Origin of the sequence: Isoptericola sp. 178, from assembly GCF_030586525.1 — a bacterium.
Classification (GTDB): Bacteria; Actinomycetota; Actinomycetes; order Actinomycetales; family Cellulomonadaceae; genus Isoptericola; species Isoptericola sediminis.
The window spans coordinates 795702-809657 of the sequence record NZ_JAUQYN010000001.1; the positions used below are offsets into that span (position 1 = coordinate 795702).

A 13956-nucleotide genomic window follows, 5' to 3' on the forward strand; every position below is an offset into this window, starting at 1 on the left:
TCAGACGGAGGGGTCGAGCTCGGCGGTGGAGAGCGCGCCCTCGGCGTTGCCCCAGCCGTCGAGGATCTCGGTCAGGGTGCCGTCGTCCATGAGCTGCTGCAGGGCGCCCTGGACGGCCTCGGCGAGCGCGTCGTCGTCCTGGGCGACGACGACGCCGTACGGCGCGGCGTCCGTGATGTCGCCGAGGGTCTCGACCGCGCCCCCGGTCTGCTCGACCGCGTACGCCGTCACCGGGGAGTCGGCGTACATGGCCTGCACCTTGCCGCCGACGAGGTTGGTGGTGACGTCGGCCTGGGAGTCGTAGGGCAGCACCTCGACGGGGTCGGCGCCGTCGGCCTCGCAGTCCGCGGACGCCTCGTCGAGAGCACCCTGCTGGACGGTGCCGGTCTGCACGCCCACGGTGGTGCCGCACAGGTCGCCGGGGTCGACGCCGTCCGGGTTGCCGGCGGCGACCGCGAGCTGAGAGCCGGCGTCGAAGTAGCTGACCATGTGGGCGACCTGCAGCCGCTCGGCGTCGATGGTGAACCCGGAGATGCCGACGTCGTACTTGGTGCCGACGGCCGGGATGATCGCGTCGAAGGTGGACGGCTCGACCTCGGCCTCGAGTCCCAGGGTGGCGGCGACCGCGTGGGCGATGTCGACGTCGAACCCGACCGGGGTGACGCCGTCGGGGGCGAGGAACTCGGCCGGGGCGTAGGACAGCTCGGCGCCCACGGTGAGCACGCCGTCCTCGGCGACGTCCTCGGGGACGAGCGCGACGAGCTCCGGGTCGGCCTCGAGCGTCGAGGCGTCGAACGCCGGGGCCGTCGGTGCGTCCGAGGTGTCCGCGGAGGCGCCGCCACCGGCGGGGGCGGCGAGGTCCTCGGACGCGGTGGTGCAGCCGGCGAGCAGCGCGACGGCGGCGACGGCGGACAGGGGCAGGGCGGTGCGGGCGCGCATGACGGCTCCAGGGATCGCGTGGAGGAGGACGACGCTCCCGCCCGGTCCGAGCCGCGGAGCGCTTATGCAGCAGTATGCATACCTATTCCATAGATCCTCAAACCACGGCACCATGACGTCCGTCACGCCACCGCTCCCCCACCCCCCCCCCCGGGCGCCGGGCCGGGTCGCGCCCGAGGAGCGAGCCGGCACGGGGCACGACAAAGGTCCGGGTCCTTCCGTGGCGCCGTCGTCAGACGGGAAGCGCAGGGCGCGCAGCGCCCGTGAGCGCGACGGCGCCACGGAAGGACCCGGACCTCGTCAGGAGCGAGAGAGACCTACGTGTCGTGCTCGATGATCCCCATGTCCTCGCGGTGGTCGTCGACACCACCGGGCGGGAAGTCGGTCCGCTCCGGCTTGGAGCGCAGCGCCATGATGGCGAGGGTCAGTCCGCCCCAGACCACCAGCAGGGCGACGACCATCATGATGATCGCGGTGGTGCTCATCGCGAGGCCTCCTTCCGCACGGCGGGGTCCTCGACCGGCGGGTACGGCGGCCAGGCCCGGGGCAGGTCCGGCCCGCGCCAGCGGAACGCCCAGAAGACGATCGCACCGACGACCAGCAACGCCACGGTGCCCCACCCTGCATAGAGCAGATACGTCTCATCGTAGTCCCCGTAGGGCTCGTCGATCCGGATCAGGATCGTCTGCACGAGCATGATCGCGAGCATCACCGGGATGATGGCGCCGACGCAGGCGTACCACCACGCGCCGAGCTGCGTCGTCGAGACGGCGTTGAGGTGGTAGCGCAGCTCGGGGGCCCGGCGGTAGACCCACACCACGAAGACGCACATGAGGATCGCCGAGGCGACGATGCCCATGTTGTTGACCCAGTAGTCGACGGTGTCGAGCAGGATCAGGCCCGTCGTGGTGCTGAAGCCGACCACCGAGACCGTACCCAGCACGCCACCGAGCCACAGCACCGCCGCCGTGCGCGACAGGGCGAACTTCTCCTGCAGCGCCGCGGAGACGACCTGCAGGATCGAGACCAGCGACGTGAACCCGGCCATCACCAGCGAGCCGAAGAAGAGCGCGCCGAACAGGGCACCGGCCGGCATCTCGGAGACGATCGCCGGGAACGTGACGAACGCGAGCCCGACGCCCGCGATGCCGAGCTCACCGACGCCGACGCCCTGCTCCAGGGCCAGGAACCCGAGGGCGGAGAAGACGCCGAGCCCGGCCAGCATCTCGAAGCCGGAGTTGGAGAACGCGACCACCAGGCCGGGGCCGGTCATGTTGGACCGACGACGCCGGTACGAGGCGTAGGTGATCATGATGCCGAACGCCACGGACAGCGAGAAGAAGATCTGACCGTAGGCGGCGATCCACACGTCCGGGTCGCCCAGCGCGTCCCACTGCGGGGTGAAGAGCGCGTTCAGCCCTTCCGCGGCCCCGTCGAGGGTCAGCGCGCGGACCACCAGGGCGCCGAAGGCCACCAGCAGCAGCGGGATGAAGACGATGTTCGCCCGCTGGACACCCTTGACGACACCGGCGGCCAGCACCGCGATGACCACGACCCACACCAGCACGAGCGGGATCAGGACGGCGGCCACGAAGTCGAAGGTGAGCCACGGGTCGGCACCGCCGACGTCGGCGAGCTGGAGGTGCTCCCCGAAGAAGAAGGCCTGCGGGTCGTCACCCCAGTCGAGACCGAAGGAGTAGACGAAGAAGCTGGCCGCCCAGGCGACCACCGCCGCGTAGTAGACCGCGATGACGATGCAGATCATCACCTGGAACCAGCCGAGCGACTCGAGCCAGCCCTTGATCCGCCGGAACGCCTGCGGGGCGCCGCCGCGGAACCGGTGACCGATCGCGTAGTCGAGGAACAGGATCGGGATGCCCGCCGTCAGCAGCGCGATGAGGTAGGGCACGAGGAACGCGCCACCACCGTTCTCGTACGCCACGCCGGGGAACCGCCAGATGTTGCCGAGCCCCACGGCGGAGCCGATCGCCGACAGGATGAAACCTACCTGTCCGGTGAACTGCTCCCGCGGGGCGGTCTGGTTGTCAGCACTCACGGGTCACACACCTTCCGCGCTGGTCGCCGCGTCGTCAAACCGGTCTCTCCTGGTGATCATCGGGCACATTCCCTCGACCGGCATGTCGAGCACCGGGACGAAGCCGCCGGTCAGCCGAGCAGTCGGGCGACGTACCCGCCCCGCAGGCGGCCCTCCGGGTCCAGCCGGTCGGCCAGCACCCGGAACTCGTCGAACCGGGGGTAGGCGGCGCGCACCGCCACGGGGTCGGCGGTGAACACCTTGCCCCAGTGCGGCCGCGCACCGAACGGGGCGAGGGTCTCCTCGATCAGGGGCAGCACCCTGGCGACCTCGGGCGCCCGGGGGAGCCAGGTGAAGTGCAGCCCGATCGAGTCCTCGGCGAAGGGGCTCAGCCACAGGTCGTCGGCGGCCACGGTGCGGACCTCACCGGTCATGAGCAGGGGCGCCACCACGCTGCCCAGGCCCCGCATCGCCTCCACGGCCTTCACCGCGTGCTTCCGGGGCAGCAGGTACTCGCTCTGCAGCTCCTCCCCCACGGACGGGGTGTGGTCGAGCCGGAAGTGGCTCAGGCGCTCGTGGGAGGGGCCGGGGACACCGTGCTGCGCGGTGCAGGCACCCGGGTCCACCCCGGGCACCGGGTGCACGTCGTGCTCGGCCCAGTGCAGGTCGGGCAGGGCGTCGGGACGGTGACCCCGCCCCTCGGACACCACCGACTTGAACCAGGCCGTGCGGATCGTCGGCTCGTCCCACCGCGTGAAGAGGCTGACGGAGTACGCCGAACCCGTGACGTCGTCGAACCGGTCGAGCACGGCGTCCCACGGGAGGTCCAGCGCGACGTCCTGCCGCACCTGGAACGCGGGCACGGTGGTTAGCTCGATCCGGGTGACGATGCCGAGCACCCCCAACGACACCACGGTCCCGGCGAACACCTCCGGGTCGGTCTCCCGCGTGATCCGGCGCAGCTCGCCGGCCGTGGTCATGAGCTCGAGCGCGACGACGGCGCCCGCGAGGGACCGGTTGGTGTCGCCCGAGCCGTGGGTGGCGGTCGCGACCGCCCCGGCGACGGAGAGGTGCGGCAGCGACGCGAGCTGGGTCAGCGCCCGTCCGTGGGCGTAGAGCACCTGCGACACCTCCCCGTACCGCATCCCCGCGTTGACCGACACGACACCGGTCCCCGGGTCCAGGTCGACGGCCGGGCGGCCGTCGTCGAGGCGGTCGACCTGGACGTGGGTGCCCGTGGTGTCCGCGAGGTCGTTGAAGGAGTGGCGTGATCCCAGCGCGCGGACCGGGCCGCCGACGACAAGCCGGTCGGCGAGCTCCTCCAGGGAGGTCGGGCGCACGAGATCCCGTGCGGCGTAGTCGATGTTCCCGGCCCAGTTCCGCATGCGGCCCAGCGTGCCACGGCTGGTCAGACCGCGCGCAGGAAGGCCTCGAGGTCGACGGTGACACGCGCCACGGCGGCTCGGTCGGGCGCCTCGGGAGCCCGCTGCCACTGCAGCTCCGGCCCGCCCGGTCGGGGCGGTCCGCCCGGCCAGCGCCACCGCGCCGAGCGCCGCCCGTCGATCAGCACGGTGTGGACGAAGGCGTTCCGTCGCCCCGGCTCGGGCGCGCGGGGGTCCGCGAGGACGCGGCGGGTCTCGCCGTAGGAGCTCAGCAGCTCGTCGTAGGCGCACAGCAGGTCGGCGACACGCCCGCCGGACGGCGCCGCGGGAGCGCCGGACACGACGGACTCGTGCACGGCCGGGGTCGTGACCAGGGTCAGCCCGTCGAGATCCTCCTCGCCCGGGACCTCCACGACCTCGCCCAGGTCCCGCAGCACGGCCAGCCCGGCACGTAGCACCGTGCGGGTCAGCCCGGACCACTGCGACAGGTCCTGGACCGTGGCGTAGGCGCGGGCAGGCAGCCAGCGACGCCACAGCTCCAGGACGGCGGACTCGCGGTCGAAACGGTGTCCCAGAGACCCGTAGCCGGCCGGGACACGGTCGTCGAAGGCCACGTAGGTCGACCGGCCGTGCTCCGCCGGACCGCTGATCAGCACCTTCCGCAGCTCGGCGTGCATGAGGATGTGGGACACGGCGACGCCCGGCGCGTCGGCACCGAGGACGCCCCGCTCGACGAGGGCCGTCGCGAGCTCGTCGCGGGTGCGCGGCCCGGTGGCGACCTCGGCCGCGACGGCGGCGACACCGGGACCGGGGTCGTCGAGCCCCCAGGACCTCTCGGTGGACGCCATCGTCCGGGCGACGCGGGGGGCGGTGAGCTCGAGCAGCCAGCGGACGTCGACGGGCAGCACGAGGTGCCACGTGGGTCGCAGGACGTGGGTGCGCAGGATCTGCCCGTCGTCGAGCGCGGCGAGCGCGGTGGCCTCGTTCCCGCGGGCGGACGTGGCGAGGCGGCGCGTGAGCCCCCAGAGCGTGGGCCGCACCTCCTGCCCCTGCACGGCCAGCAGGTGTCCGACGGCGGCCGGCAGGTCGGGCAGGTCGGGTCCGCGCAGCCGCTGGGACCGCAGCCGGGCCGCCCGGACGGTGGCGGCGTCGACGCTCATGGGAACACCCTGCCCCTCCCCACGGCCGGACACGCCCGCCGGGGTCGTGTCCGGTCAGGCGCTCGTGGCCCGCTCCTCGGCGATCACCGGGATCCGCCCGTCCATGCCGACCATCTCCAGCACCTCGGTGACGGCCTCGGACGGCGACCGCAGCTGGACCGGGGCGCCGACCTCCTCGCCGAACATGTAGACCTGCAGGATGAAGGCGACTCCCGAGGAGTCGATGAACGTCACGTCACGGGTGTCGAGGACGATCGGCTCCGCTCCCGGCCGGGCGGCGACCGACGCCATCGCATCGCTCGCCGACTCGCGCAGGGCCGCGTCCACCTCGCCCCACAACATCAGCAGCGTGCCGCCCTCGTCGTGCTGGCAGGAGATGCCGGACCCTGCGTCCGGGTCCATGTCCGTCGCGCTGTCGTAGTCCATCGGGCTCGTGCTCCTGTCATGCCAACGGCGGGCTTCGCGGTCGGATGCCCCCTTCGGTCCTGACCACGATCGAGTGTTCACCCCTCCGACCGGTTCGTCCAGCGGGACACGGCACGAAGGAGCCGGGGATTGCTCAGGGAGACGCCTCGGGGTCGGTGACGTCCGCCACCTGGGCGTTCAGCGCTCTGAGCAAGGCGTCGGCGTCGAGCGTCACCCCGACACCGTGGCCACCGGCCCCGACGGATACGGTACCCGCTGCAGGGATCCTCGCATCGGCAACCACGGGCCACGCGTGCCGCGCACCGAACGGCGTGATGGTGCCGCGCTCGAACCCCGTGACCTCCCGCGCGACCTCGGCGTCCGGCATGGAGAGACGGTTGACGCCGAGCAGCGCCCGCAGCCGGGGCCAGGCGATCGTCCGGGTCCCCGGGACCAGCACGAAGAGGTAGTCGTCGACCCCGCGGCGCACCACCATCGTCTTGAGCAGATGGTCCGGCGACACGCCCCGGGCGGCCGCCGCCTCGGCGAGGGAGCCCACGCGCCCGTGCCGCCGGACGACGTACTCGAGGCCGGACGCCTCCAGCGCCGCACGGACCCGGCGCTCCGGTTCGGGCTCGACGTCGTTCACGGGGACTCGCCCAGTGCGCGGTCGGCGATCTCGACGGCGTCGGGCTCGGGATCGTGCTCGGTCCGCACCGTGCGCCAGTACTCCGCTCCGTCCCGGGTGCGGCTCACCAATCCCTGGTCGACCATCGCCCGGCGCAGGGCGACCGGGTCGCGGGCCAGCTCACCGAGCCGGTCGGTCAGCTCGCGCTCGGAGACCGGCTCGAGCAGGCGTGGCATCGCGACGGTCGCGAGGTAGCCCGTCACGGCGACCTTGTCGCGCCACCGGCGGGGATTGCGCTCCAGGCGACCGTTCACGAGGAACCGCCGCGGGTCGTCGCTCGAGGACGTCCGGTTCACGGGGTCGTGTCGGACCCGTCCGCCGAGGTCCCGTCGTCCGTGCCGTCGTCCGCCGAGGTGGCGTCGAGCTCGTCACCGGTCCCGTCGGTGCGGGAACCCGCGACCTCCTCCTCGCGCTGGGCGTACTCGCTGTCGTCGCCGGTCGGCTCGGGGGCGCTCTGCTCCGACGTCGAGGAGTTGGTGGTCGAGGACGTCGATCCGCTGCTCGAGTCGGTGCCCGAGCTGTCCGTCCCGGAGGTCGGCGTCGGGCTCGAGGACGGGGTCGGGCTGGTCGACGGCGACGGGCTCGTGGTCGGCGTCGGGCTCGACGACGGGCTCGGGCTGGTCGACGGCTTGGGGCTCGAGGACGGCTTCGGGCTCGGGCTGGCCGACGGCTTGGGGCTCGAGGACGGCTTCGGGCTCGGGCTGGCCGACGGCTTCGGGCTGCTCGACGGCTTCGGGCTCGACGACGGCTCGGACGTCGAGCCGCTCTTCGCGTCGGACTTCTTCGTGGTGCTCTTGGAACCGCCGCCCGAGGTGTCCTTGGTGCTCGATCCCGAGCCCTTCGTCCCGGTGCTGTGGGTACCGGACCCCGAGGCCGTGGACCCTGAGCCCTTCGACGACCAGCCGGCACCCCCGGCGGTGGCCACGTCGTGGCTCGACGCCGCGCGGTCGGGAACCGGACCGGCAGCGAAGAACTCGAAGTGCCAGGGCTCGGGCTTGCTGCCGTTCGGGCGCGCCCAGGTCGGGTTGTCCCAGCCGTAGTCGGGGGCGTGCACGCGCATCCAGACGTACTCCGCGGAGTAGCCGGTCGAGATCGGCGAGCTGAGGTCGAGCGCGAGGCCCCACCCGTGGTTCGACGTACCCGGCACCGCGGCCAGGTGCGGCTTGGCGGCCCGGACCGCGACCTGCGACTCGTACGACCGGTAGGAGTCGGTGATCGGGATGTCGACGCCGAACCGGGCCCGGTACTCCGCGTTGAGGGCGGCGAACTGGGCGGCGGCGTCGCACCGCAGGAGGTGACCGGGAGCGGAGGCGATCCCGCAGAGCACGGAGGCCGGGATGCGTCCGTTGCTGAAGCCCGCGGTCGACCCGGCGTGCTGGTCGACGACCGCCTGGAGCGTCGCGGACAGCGACCCGGCACCGGTGAGCGGCATACCGTTCGCCGTCACCGCCACCCCGTCGTCGGAGACGAAGGTGCCGTCGGGCAGCTCGGTCACCGCGGGACGGATGTCGACGACGAAGGACGCGGAGGCCGGGTCCAGCAGCGCGGCCAGGTGCGTCGCCGCCACGACGATGTCGTCGAAGGTCACCGCGCCGTGGTCGTGCGCGTCCTCGTCGTGCGTCTCGATCTGGCCGGCGGCCCCGAGCGCGAGGCCCTGGGCAGCCGCGCCGACCGAGCCCTGCACGCCGGCCGTGAGAGCGTCGCCCTGCCACACGTGGCGGACCTGGAACGTGGACTCACCCTCCACGAGGCTCTCCCAGGTGGGCAGCTGCAGACCGAGTCCCGGGAAGGCGCCGACGTCCTGGGGCAGCGGTTCGACGTCGTCCACCTCGGCGGTCGGGGCCGCGCCGGGGGCGGGAGCCGCGTCCTGCGGGGCGGCGGCCTCCTCGACCACGCCGTCCTGCTCCGGCGCGCTCTTCTGCTGCTGCTGCTCCGGAGCGTCCTTCTCGTCCTGCGGGGCCTCCGACGGGGCCGGGGAGAAGGACGGCGACGGGGCCGGCTCCGGGGACGCCTCGGCAGGCGGACGGAGGGACCCCCCGGTCAGCTCCTCGGGGGCGACGAGGTCGTCGGGCGAGGACACGGGCGGACCGGCCGGCGGGATGTCCGCGGGCGCCGGCTCGACGACCTCCGGCAGCTCCGCGTCGTCCAGACCCGGGACGGCCTCCGCCTGCTGCTGCGCGACATAGGTCGTCAGGAGCGCGCCCAGCTCGGCGGCAGCCTGCTGGACCTCCGGTCCGAGCTCGCGTCCGTCCTCCAGCGCGGTCAGCTCGGCCTGCTCGATGACACCCAGGACCTCGTCGATCGACGCCGGGCCCGACCGCGAGGCGGCGCCCACCACGCCGAGCTCGAGCGGCTCGCTCTGGACGGGTGCGGAGAACGTCGGGTGCTGGCGGAACTCGTTCCAGGGCGTGCTCGCGACCGACCCGGCCATGAAGCCCGCGGCCAGCACGACCGCCCCGGCCCCTGCCCCGACGACCCGCCCGAGGCGACGTCCGCGACGGCGACCGCCCGCGGCGAGATGAGCATCGTCGGACGTCAGAGGGCGCGCCACGTCCTCGCTGTCGATCTCCGTCGAATCGAGCTCGTCCGCCACGTCGTACCCTTCTCGACCCCGTTTGTCCTGGCTGGACGCATCTTCGCACAACACCTCGAGGATACGTGGCCCCTGTCACATTCCACCACCTACTGTGTGCCACGCATTCGCTGCCCGCCACCCCTCCGGCACCGACGAGCGGGCGAAGTTTTCCCGGCCCGGGACGGGGCACACTGGCGTCATGAGGACGTCGGACGCGGACACCCCGCGACGCATCGACCTGAACAGCGACCTGGGCGAGGGCGTGAGCACCTCGGAGCACGCCGGGGACGCCCGCATGCTCGAGATCGTCTCGAGCGCCAACATCGCCTGCGCGTTCCACGCGGGCGACCCGGCGACCATCCACCGCACGGTCCACGCGGCGGTCCGTCGGGGCGTGACCGTCGGGGCGCACGTCGCCTACAACGACCGCGAGGGGTTCGGGCGCCGGGACCTGGAGGTGCCCAGCGACGAGCTCCGGGCCGACCTCGTCTACCAGCTGGGGGCGATCCGCGAGATCGCCCGCAGCGCGGGCACCACGGTCCGCTACGTCAAGCCGCACGGGGCCCTCTACAACACGGCGGCCGTCGACGCGCGGGTCGCCGAGGACGTCGCCGCCGCGGTCGTCACCGTCGACCCCGAGCTCGTCCTGCTGGGCCTGCCCGGCAGCGTCGCCCTCGACGCGGCCCGTGCGGCGGGTCTCGTGACGGCCGCCGAGGCGTTCGCCGACCGCGCCTACACCGCCACCGGCCGGCTCGTGCCGCGCAGCGTGGAGGGAGCCGTCCTGCACGACCCGGAGGAGGTCGCCGCCCGGATGCTGCGCCTGGTCCACGAAGGTGTCGTCCGGTCGATCGAGGGCACGGACGTGACGATCGTCGCCGACTCCATCTGCGTGCACGGCGACACCCCGGGCGCCGCGAGGATGGCGGCCCGGCTGCGGGAGGTGCTCACCGGGGCCGGGGTGAGCCTGCGTCCGTTCGTGACGTCATGACGCCGCAGATCCGGCCGGTGGGCGACGACGCCGTCCTGATCACGTTCGACGCCCCGGGATCGGCCGTCGCCCTGCACCGGTCGCTGCGACGCCGGCCGCTGCCCGGCGTCGGGCACACCGTGCCGGGCGCGCGGACGCTGCTGATCCCCTTCGCGCCGGGCCGCACCGACGCCGCGACGCTCGCCCGGGCGCTGCGGACGCTCACCGCGGACCCGCCGCCCGACCCGGAGGAGGCGCACCGGCACGAGCTCGCCGTGGTGTACGACGGCGAGGACCTGGCGACCGCGGCGGAGCTGCTCGGATGGTCCGTCGAGCAGCTCGTCCGCCGGCACACGACCGCCACGTGGCGGGTCGCGTTCATGGGGTTCGCCCCCGGCTTCGGCTACCTGGCGGGCGACGACCCCGCCCTGTCCCTGCCGCGCCGGGACACGCCCCGCACGCGGGTCCCGCCCGGTGCGGTGGCCATGGCCGGCGACTACAGCGGGGTCTACCCGCGCGAGAGCCCCGGAGGATGGCAGCTGCTCGGGCGGACCGACGCCGTCGTCTGGGACACCGCACGCCGGGCACCCGCCCTGTGGCGGCCCGGGGACACCGTGCGCTTCGCCCCGGCACGGGAGGTGGCCACCGTCCGCGTCCCGCGGCCGTCGACCCCGCCGGGCGCTCCCGCCGACCCGGTGCTGGAGGTGCTGGCTCCCGGGCTGCAGACGCTCGTGCAGGACCTCGGCCGCCCGGGGAGCGTGGACCTCGGGGTCTCCGGCTCCGGTGCGGCCGACCCCCGCAGCTTCCGGGCGGCGCAGCGGGCCGTCGGCAACCGGACGGACGCCGCCGCGCTGGAGACGCTCGGCGGCCTGAGGCTGCGCGCCCTGCGCCCCGCCGTCGTCGCCACGGCGGGCGCGGCCGCCGACCTCGAGGTGACCGGCGGGACCGGGCTCTCCCGGGCTCCGCTCCCCGGCCGGCCGTTCGTCCTGGCCCCCGGCGAGGAGCTCTCCGTCGGCGCGCCGCGCCGGGGGCTGCGCACCTACGTGGCCGTCCGCGGCGGCCTCGACGTCGCCCCGGTCCTGGGGTCGCGTGCCACCGACCTGCTCGCCGGCCTGGGACCGGACCCGCTCGCCGCCGGGGACGTCCTCGGTACCGCCGGGGACGCCGTCGAGGCCGTGGCGACCGCGGACACCGGCGCCCCGGACCCCGAGAGGCTGCCCGCCCCCGGCGACGTCGTGACGCTGCCCGTGGTCCTCGGCCCCCGGGACGACTGGTTCACCCCCGACGCGCTCGATCTGCTCGCCTCCCAGGAGTGGGAGGTGACGGCCCGGTCGGACCGCGTCGGCCTGCGTCTGACCGCGGAGCAGCCGCTCACCCGGACCGCGACGGCACAGGGTGCCGAGCTGCCCAGCGAGGGTGCGGTGACCGGTGCGCTGCAGGTACCGCCCGACGGCCTGCCCGTGCTGCTCGGACCCGACCACCCGTTGACCGGCGGATACCCGGTCGTGGCCACCGTCGCGGCCTCGCACCGGTGGCTGCTCGGCCAGATCCCGCCCGGTGCGCGGATCCGGTGCCGGCCGGTCCGGACCTGACCGCCGACCGGGCATCCGTCGACGACGCCGCGTCACCGCCCACTGTGCGCAACATCTCCACGAGTCGCCCCGACGTCCCCCCGGCACCCAGGGCGCTGACCAGGCAGAATCGGGCCATGACGTCAACGCTGACCATGCCGCCGGCCCGCGCGAAGCAGCGCGGGGCCACCCGGATCGCCGCCGCCAGCCTGCTCGCCCTGGCGATGATGCTCGGCGCGTGTTCCGCCCCGGCGGACGTCCAGCAGTTCATCGACGACGCGCAGAGCCAGGCCGAGGCCATCGAGGGCGACCTGCGCGAGCTCGAGGAGCAGGTTCCCGACGTCCCCGACGAGGTGCAGACGTCCATCACCGACGCCGTGGCGTCGGCTCAGGCCGCCACGGACGAGGCCCGCACCGCCCTCGACCAGGCCGCGGAGTCCGAGGACGGGGCGGTCGTGGCGCTGCAGGACGCGCAGGTCGCGCTCGAGGCGGCCTCGGCGGAGGTCGCGAACGCGACGGAGGAGGCCCGCTCCGCCGGGTCCGAGCAGGTCGCCGACCTGCTCGCCCAGCTCCAGACCCAGCTCGACGAGCTGCGCGGCGAGACCGAGGACGCCGCCGGCTGACCCGACCCGGTCCGGCAGGGCCCTCAGTCGAGCCAGGCGGTCGCGGCACCGACCAGCAGGGCGACCCCGAGGTCGAGCGTCGGGTCGAGGACCGGCGCGAACTCCGGCGAGTGGTTCGGTGCGACGCCCGCGGGCAGGCTGCCCATCCCGGCGAGCGACGCCGGGTCGACACCGGCGAAGAGCGCCGGATCCGCCCCGCCCACGTGCCAGTAGACGAGCGGGGCCCCGGCGGCCGCCGCCAGCTCCCCGACGTCCTCCGAGCCCGCGATGGGCGGCATGGCGACCACGGCGGGAGCCCCGCCGGCCCGGCGGATCGCGTCGCCGTGCGCCGTCAGGACGTCCCCCAGCGCCGCGCCGGTGCGGTGCGAGGCCTCGGGTTCGTTGACCAGCACCCCGAACCCGGCGATCTGCTCGTACTCGGGCGGTCGCGGCGCCCCCGAGGCGACGGCCTCGGCGTCGACGATCCGGTGCACGGCCGCGAGCACCCGCTCGCGCACGCCCTCGTCGAAGGTGCGGACGTTGACCAGCAGCTCGGCCCGGTCGGGGATGATGTTGGCCTGCGTCCCGGCCCGGATCGACCCCACGGTCACGACGGCCTTCTCCGCGATGCCGACCTCGCGGGACACGACGCCCTGCAGCCGCTGGACGACCGCGGCCGCCAGGAGCACGGGGTCGACCGTCGACTCGGGGCTGGAGCCGTGACCGCCGCGTCCGTGCAGGGTCACGCGCAGGGAGTCGGCCGCGGCCATCGCGGGTCCCGGCGTGAGGTTGACCGTCCCGACCGGGAACGGCATCACGTGCTGCCCGAGCACCACGTCGGGGGTCCCCACCCGCTCGTACAGCCCGTCCTCGACCATGGCCCGCGCCCCGGCGCCGACCTCCTCGGCGGGCTGGAACAGCACCTGCAGCGTCCCCGACCACTCCCCGCGACGTGCGGCCAGGGCGGCGGCGGCACCCAGCAGACAGGTGACGTGCACGTCATGACCGCAGGCGTGCATGGTGCCGGTCTCCTGCGAGGCGTACGGCAGGCCGGTGCGCTCCGTCACCGGCAGCCCGTCCATGTCGGCGCGCAGCAGCACCGTCGGCCCGTCGCCGTTGGCCAGCACGCCCACCACGCCGGTGCCGCCGATCCCCCGGTGCACGGCGTACCCCCGGTCGCCCAGGCGGTCGGCCACGATCCCGGCGGTGCGGTGCTCGGCGAACGCCAGCTCGGGATGGGCGTGCAGGTCGGTGCAGATCGCCGTCAGGTCGGCGCCGGTGAGGGTGCTCATGGCGGCATGATGCCGCGCCACGGGTGCCGCCGCCGCTCCCGGGTGCCACCATGGCGAGATGCCCGAGGATCGCGACATCACCCTGCGCATCGGTCACGAGGAGCTCGTCGTCCGGCAGCGCTACGAGACCGCCAGCATCGCCAACGACGTCCTGATCGGCCTGTGGTTCGTCGTCGGCTCGGCCCTGTTCTTCTCCGAGTCCACGGCCACCGCCGGCACCTGGCTGTTCCTGCTGGGCAGCATCCAGATGCTCCTGCGCCCGGGGATCCGCCTCCGGCGACGCCTGCACCTGCAGCGACTGGGCTCCCCGCACGCGGAGACCGCGCGCGACTTCTGAGCG

General features: G+C 74.1%; 14 protein-coding genes. 4 read left to right on the forward strand and 10 right to left on the reverse strand.

The window, feature by feature from the left end:
- The 9 genes from Q6349_RS03700 to Q6349_RS03740 form a co-directional block, all read right to left on the reverse strand.
- A complete protein-coding gene (locus Q6349_RS03700; RefSeq protein WP_304602913.1) occupies positions 1 to 939 on the reverse strand; it encodes an ABC transporter substrate-binding protein in 939 nt (312 codons plus the stop codon).
- Between the two features lie 317 nt (positions 940 to 1256).
- On the reverse strand, positions 1257 to 1424 hold the full coding sequence (locus Q6349_RS03705) for a methionine/alanine import family NSS transporter small subunit (protein WP_171246766.1): 168 nt from the start codon (positions 1422 to 1424) through the stop codon (positions 1257 to 1259).
- On the reverse strand, positions 1421 to 2995 hold the full coding sequence (locus Q6349_RS03710; protein ID WP_304602914.1) for a sodium-dependent transporter: 1575 nt from the start codon (positions 2993 to 2995) through the stop codon (positions 1421 to 1423). Before Q6349_RS03710 ends, Q6349_RS03705 begins: the two co-directional genes overlap by 4 nt.
- 110 nt (positions 2996 to 3105) lie before the next feature.
- Complete coding sequence (locus tag Q6349_RS03715; RefSeq protein WP_304602915.1) at positions 3106 to 4359, reverse strand: D-arabinono-1,4-lactone oxidase; 1254 nt, start codon at positions 4357 to 4359, stop codon at positions 3106 to 3108.
- Positions 4360 to 4382: 23 nt separating this feature from the next.
- A complete protein-coding gene (locus Q6349_RS03720) occupies positions 4383 to 5516 on the reverse strand; it encodes a DNA glycosylase AlkZ-like family protein (protein ID WP_304602916.1) in 1134 nt (377 codons plus the stop codon).
- Positions 5517 to 5570: 54 nt separating this feature from the next.
- On the reverse strand, positions 5571 to 5942 hold the full coding sequence (locus Q6349_RS03725; RefSeq protein ID WP_171246762.1) for an STAS domain-containing protein: 372 nt from the start codon (positions 5940 to 5942) through the stop codon (positions 5571 to 5573).
- Positions 5943 to 6075: 133 nt separating this feature from the next.
- Entirely contained in the window at positions 6076 to 6570 is a 495-nt protein-coding gene (locus Q6349_RS03730) for an aminoacyl-tRNA deacylase (protein ID WP_304602917.1), read from the reverse strand.
- Entirely contained in the window at positions 6567 to 6905 is a 339-nt protein-coding gene (locus Q6349_RS03735; protein WP_304602918.1) for a DUF2087 domain-containing protein, read from the reverse strand. Before Q6349_RS03735 ends, Q6349_RS03730 begins: the two co-directional genes overlap by 4 nt.
- Positions 6902 to 9202 (reverse strand): M15 family metallopeptidase, encoded by a 2301-nt coding sequence (locus tag Q6349_RS03740; protein WP_304602919.1) that lies wholly within the window; start codon positions 9200 to 9202, stop codon positions 6902 to 6904. Before Q6349_RS03740 ends, Q6349_RS03735 begins: the two co-directional genes overlap by 4 nt.
- Before the next feature lie 181 nt (positions 9203 to 9383).
- Here Q6349_RS03740 and Q6349_RS03745 point away from each other — a divergent pair, with 181 nt between their 5' ends.
- From Q6349_RS03745 to Q6349_RS03755, 3 genes are all read left to right on the forward strand, one after another.
- The gene (locus tag Q6349_RS03745; protein ID WP_171246758.1) at positions 9384 to 10172 is read left to right on the forward strand and encodes a LamB/YcsF family protein; all 789 of its coding nucleotides are present in this window, start codon (positions 9384 to 9386) and stop codon (positions 10170 to 10172) included.
- A complete protein-coding gene (locus Q6349_RS03750) occupies positions 10169 to 11743 on the forward strand; it encodes an urea amidolyase family protein (protein WP_304602920.1) in 1575 nt (524 codons plus the stop codon). Before Q6349_RS03745 ends, Q6349_RS03750 begins: the two co-directional genes overlap by 4 nt.
- Before the next feature lie 116 nt (positions 11744 to 11859).
- Positions 11860 to 12345, forward strand: a complete 486-nt coding sequence (locus Q6349_RS03755) for a hypothetical protein (RefSeq protein WP_304602921.1) — start codon at positions 11860 to 11862, stop codon at positions 12343 to 12345.
- A gap of 23 nt (positions 12346 to 12368) precedes the next feature.
- Here the strand turns inward: Q6349_RS03755 and Q6349_RS03760 are convergent, their stop codons facing one another.
- Positions 12369 to 13616, reverse strand: coding sequence for an amidohydrolase (locus Q6349_RS03760; protein WP_304602922.1), 1248 nt, complete (start codon positions 13614 to 13616; stop codon positions 12369 to 12371).
- Positions 13617 to 13674: 58 nt separating this feature from the next.
- Between Q6349_RS03760 and Q6349_RS03765 the strand changes: the two genes are divergently transcribed.
- Entirely contained in the window at positions 13675 to 13953 is a 279-nt protein-coding gene (locus Q6349_RS03765; protein WP_171246754.1) for a YrhK family protein, read from the forward strand.
- Positions 13954 to 13956: the final 3 nt, after the last annotated feature.

What these genes read in the sequence shown, in the direction of transcription:
- Q6349_RS03700 (WP_304602913.1), bottom strand. Translation starts at nt 939, where the DNA reads ATGCGCGCCCGCACCGCCCTGCCCCTGTCCGCCGTCGCCGCCGTCGCG.
- Q6349_RS03705 (WP_171246766.1), bottom strand. Translation starts at nt 1,424, where the DNA reads ATGAGCACCACCGCGATCATCATGATGGTCGTCGCCCTGCTGGTGGTC.
- Q6349_RS03715 (WP_304602915.1), bottom strand. Translation starts at nt 4,359, where the DNA reads ATGCGGAACTGGGCCGGGAACATCGACTACGCCGCACGGGATCTCGTG.
- Q6349_RS03720 (WP_304602916.1), bottom strand. Translation starts at nt 5,516, where the DNA reads ATGAGCGTCGACGCCGCCACCGTCCGGGCGGCCCGGCTGCGGTCCCAG.
- Q6349_RS03725 (WP_171246762.1), bottom strand. Translation starts at nt 5,942, where the DNA reads ATGGACTACGACAGCGCGACGGACATGGACCCGGACGCAGGGTCCGGC.
- Q6349_RS03745 (WP_171246758.1), top strand. Translation starts at nt 9,384, where the DNA reads ATGAGGACGTCGGACGCGGACACCCCGCGACGCATCGACCTGAACAGC.
- Q6349_RS03750 (WP_304602920.1), top strand. Translation starts at nt 10,169, where the DNA reads ATGACGCCGCAGATCCGGCCGGTGGGCGACGACGCCGTCCTGATCACG.
- Q6349_RS03755 (WP_304602921.1), top strand. Translation starts at nt 11,860, where the DNA reads ATGACGTCAACGCTGACCATGCCGCCGGCCCGCGCGAAGCAGCGCGGG.
- Q6349_RS03760 (WP_304602922.1), bottom strand. Translation starts at nt 13,616, where the DNA reads ATGAGCACCCTCACCGGCGCCGACCTGACGGCGATCTGCACCGACCTG.
- Q6349_RS03765 (WP_171246754.1), top strand. Translation starts at nt 13,675, where the DNA reads ATGCCCGAGGATCGCGACATCACCCTGCGCATCGGTCACGAGGAGCTC.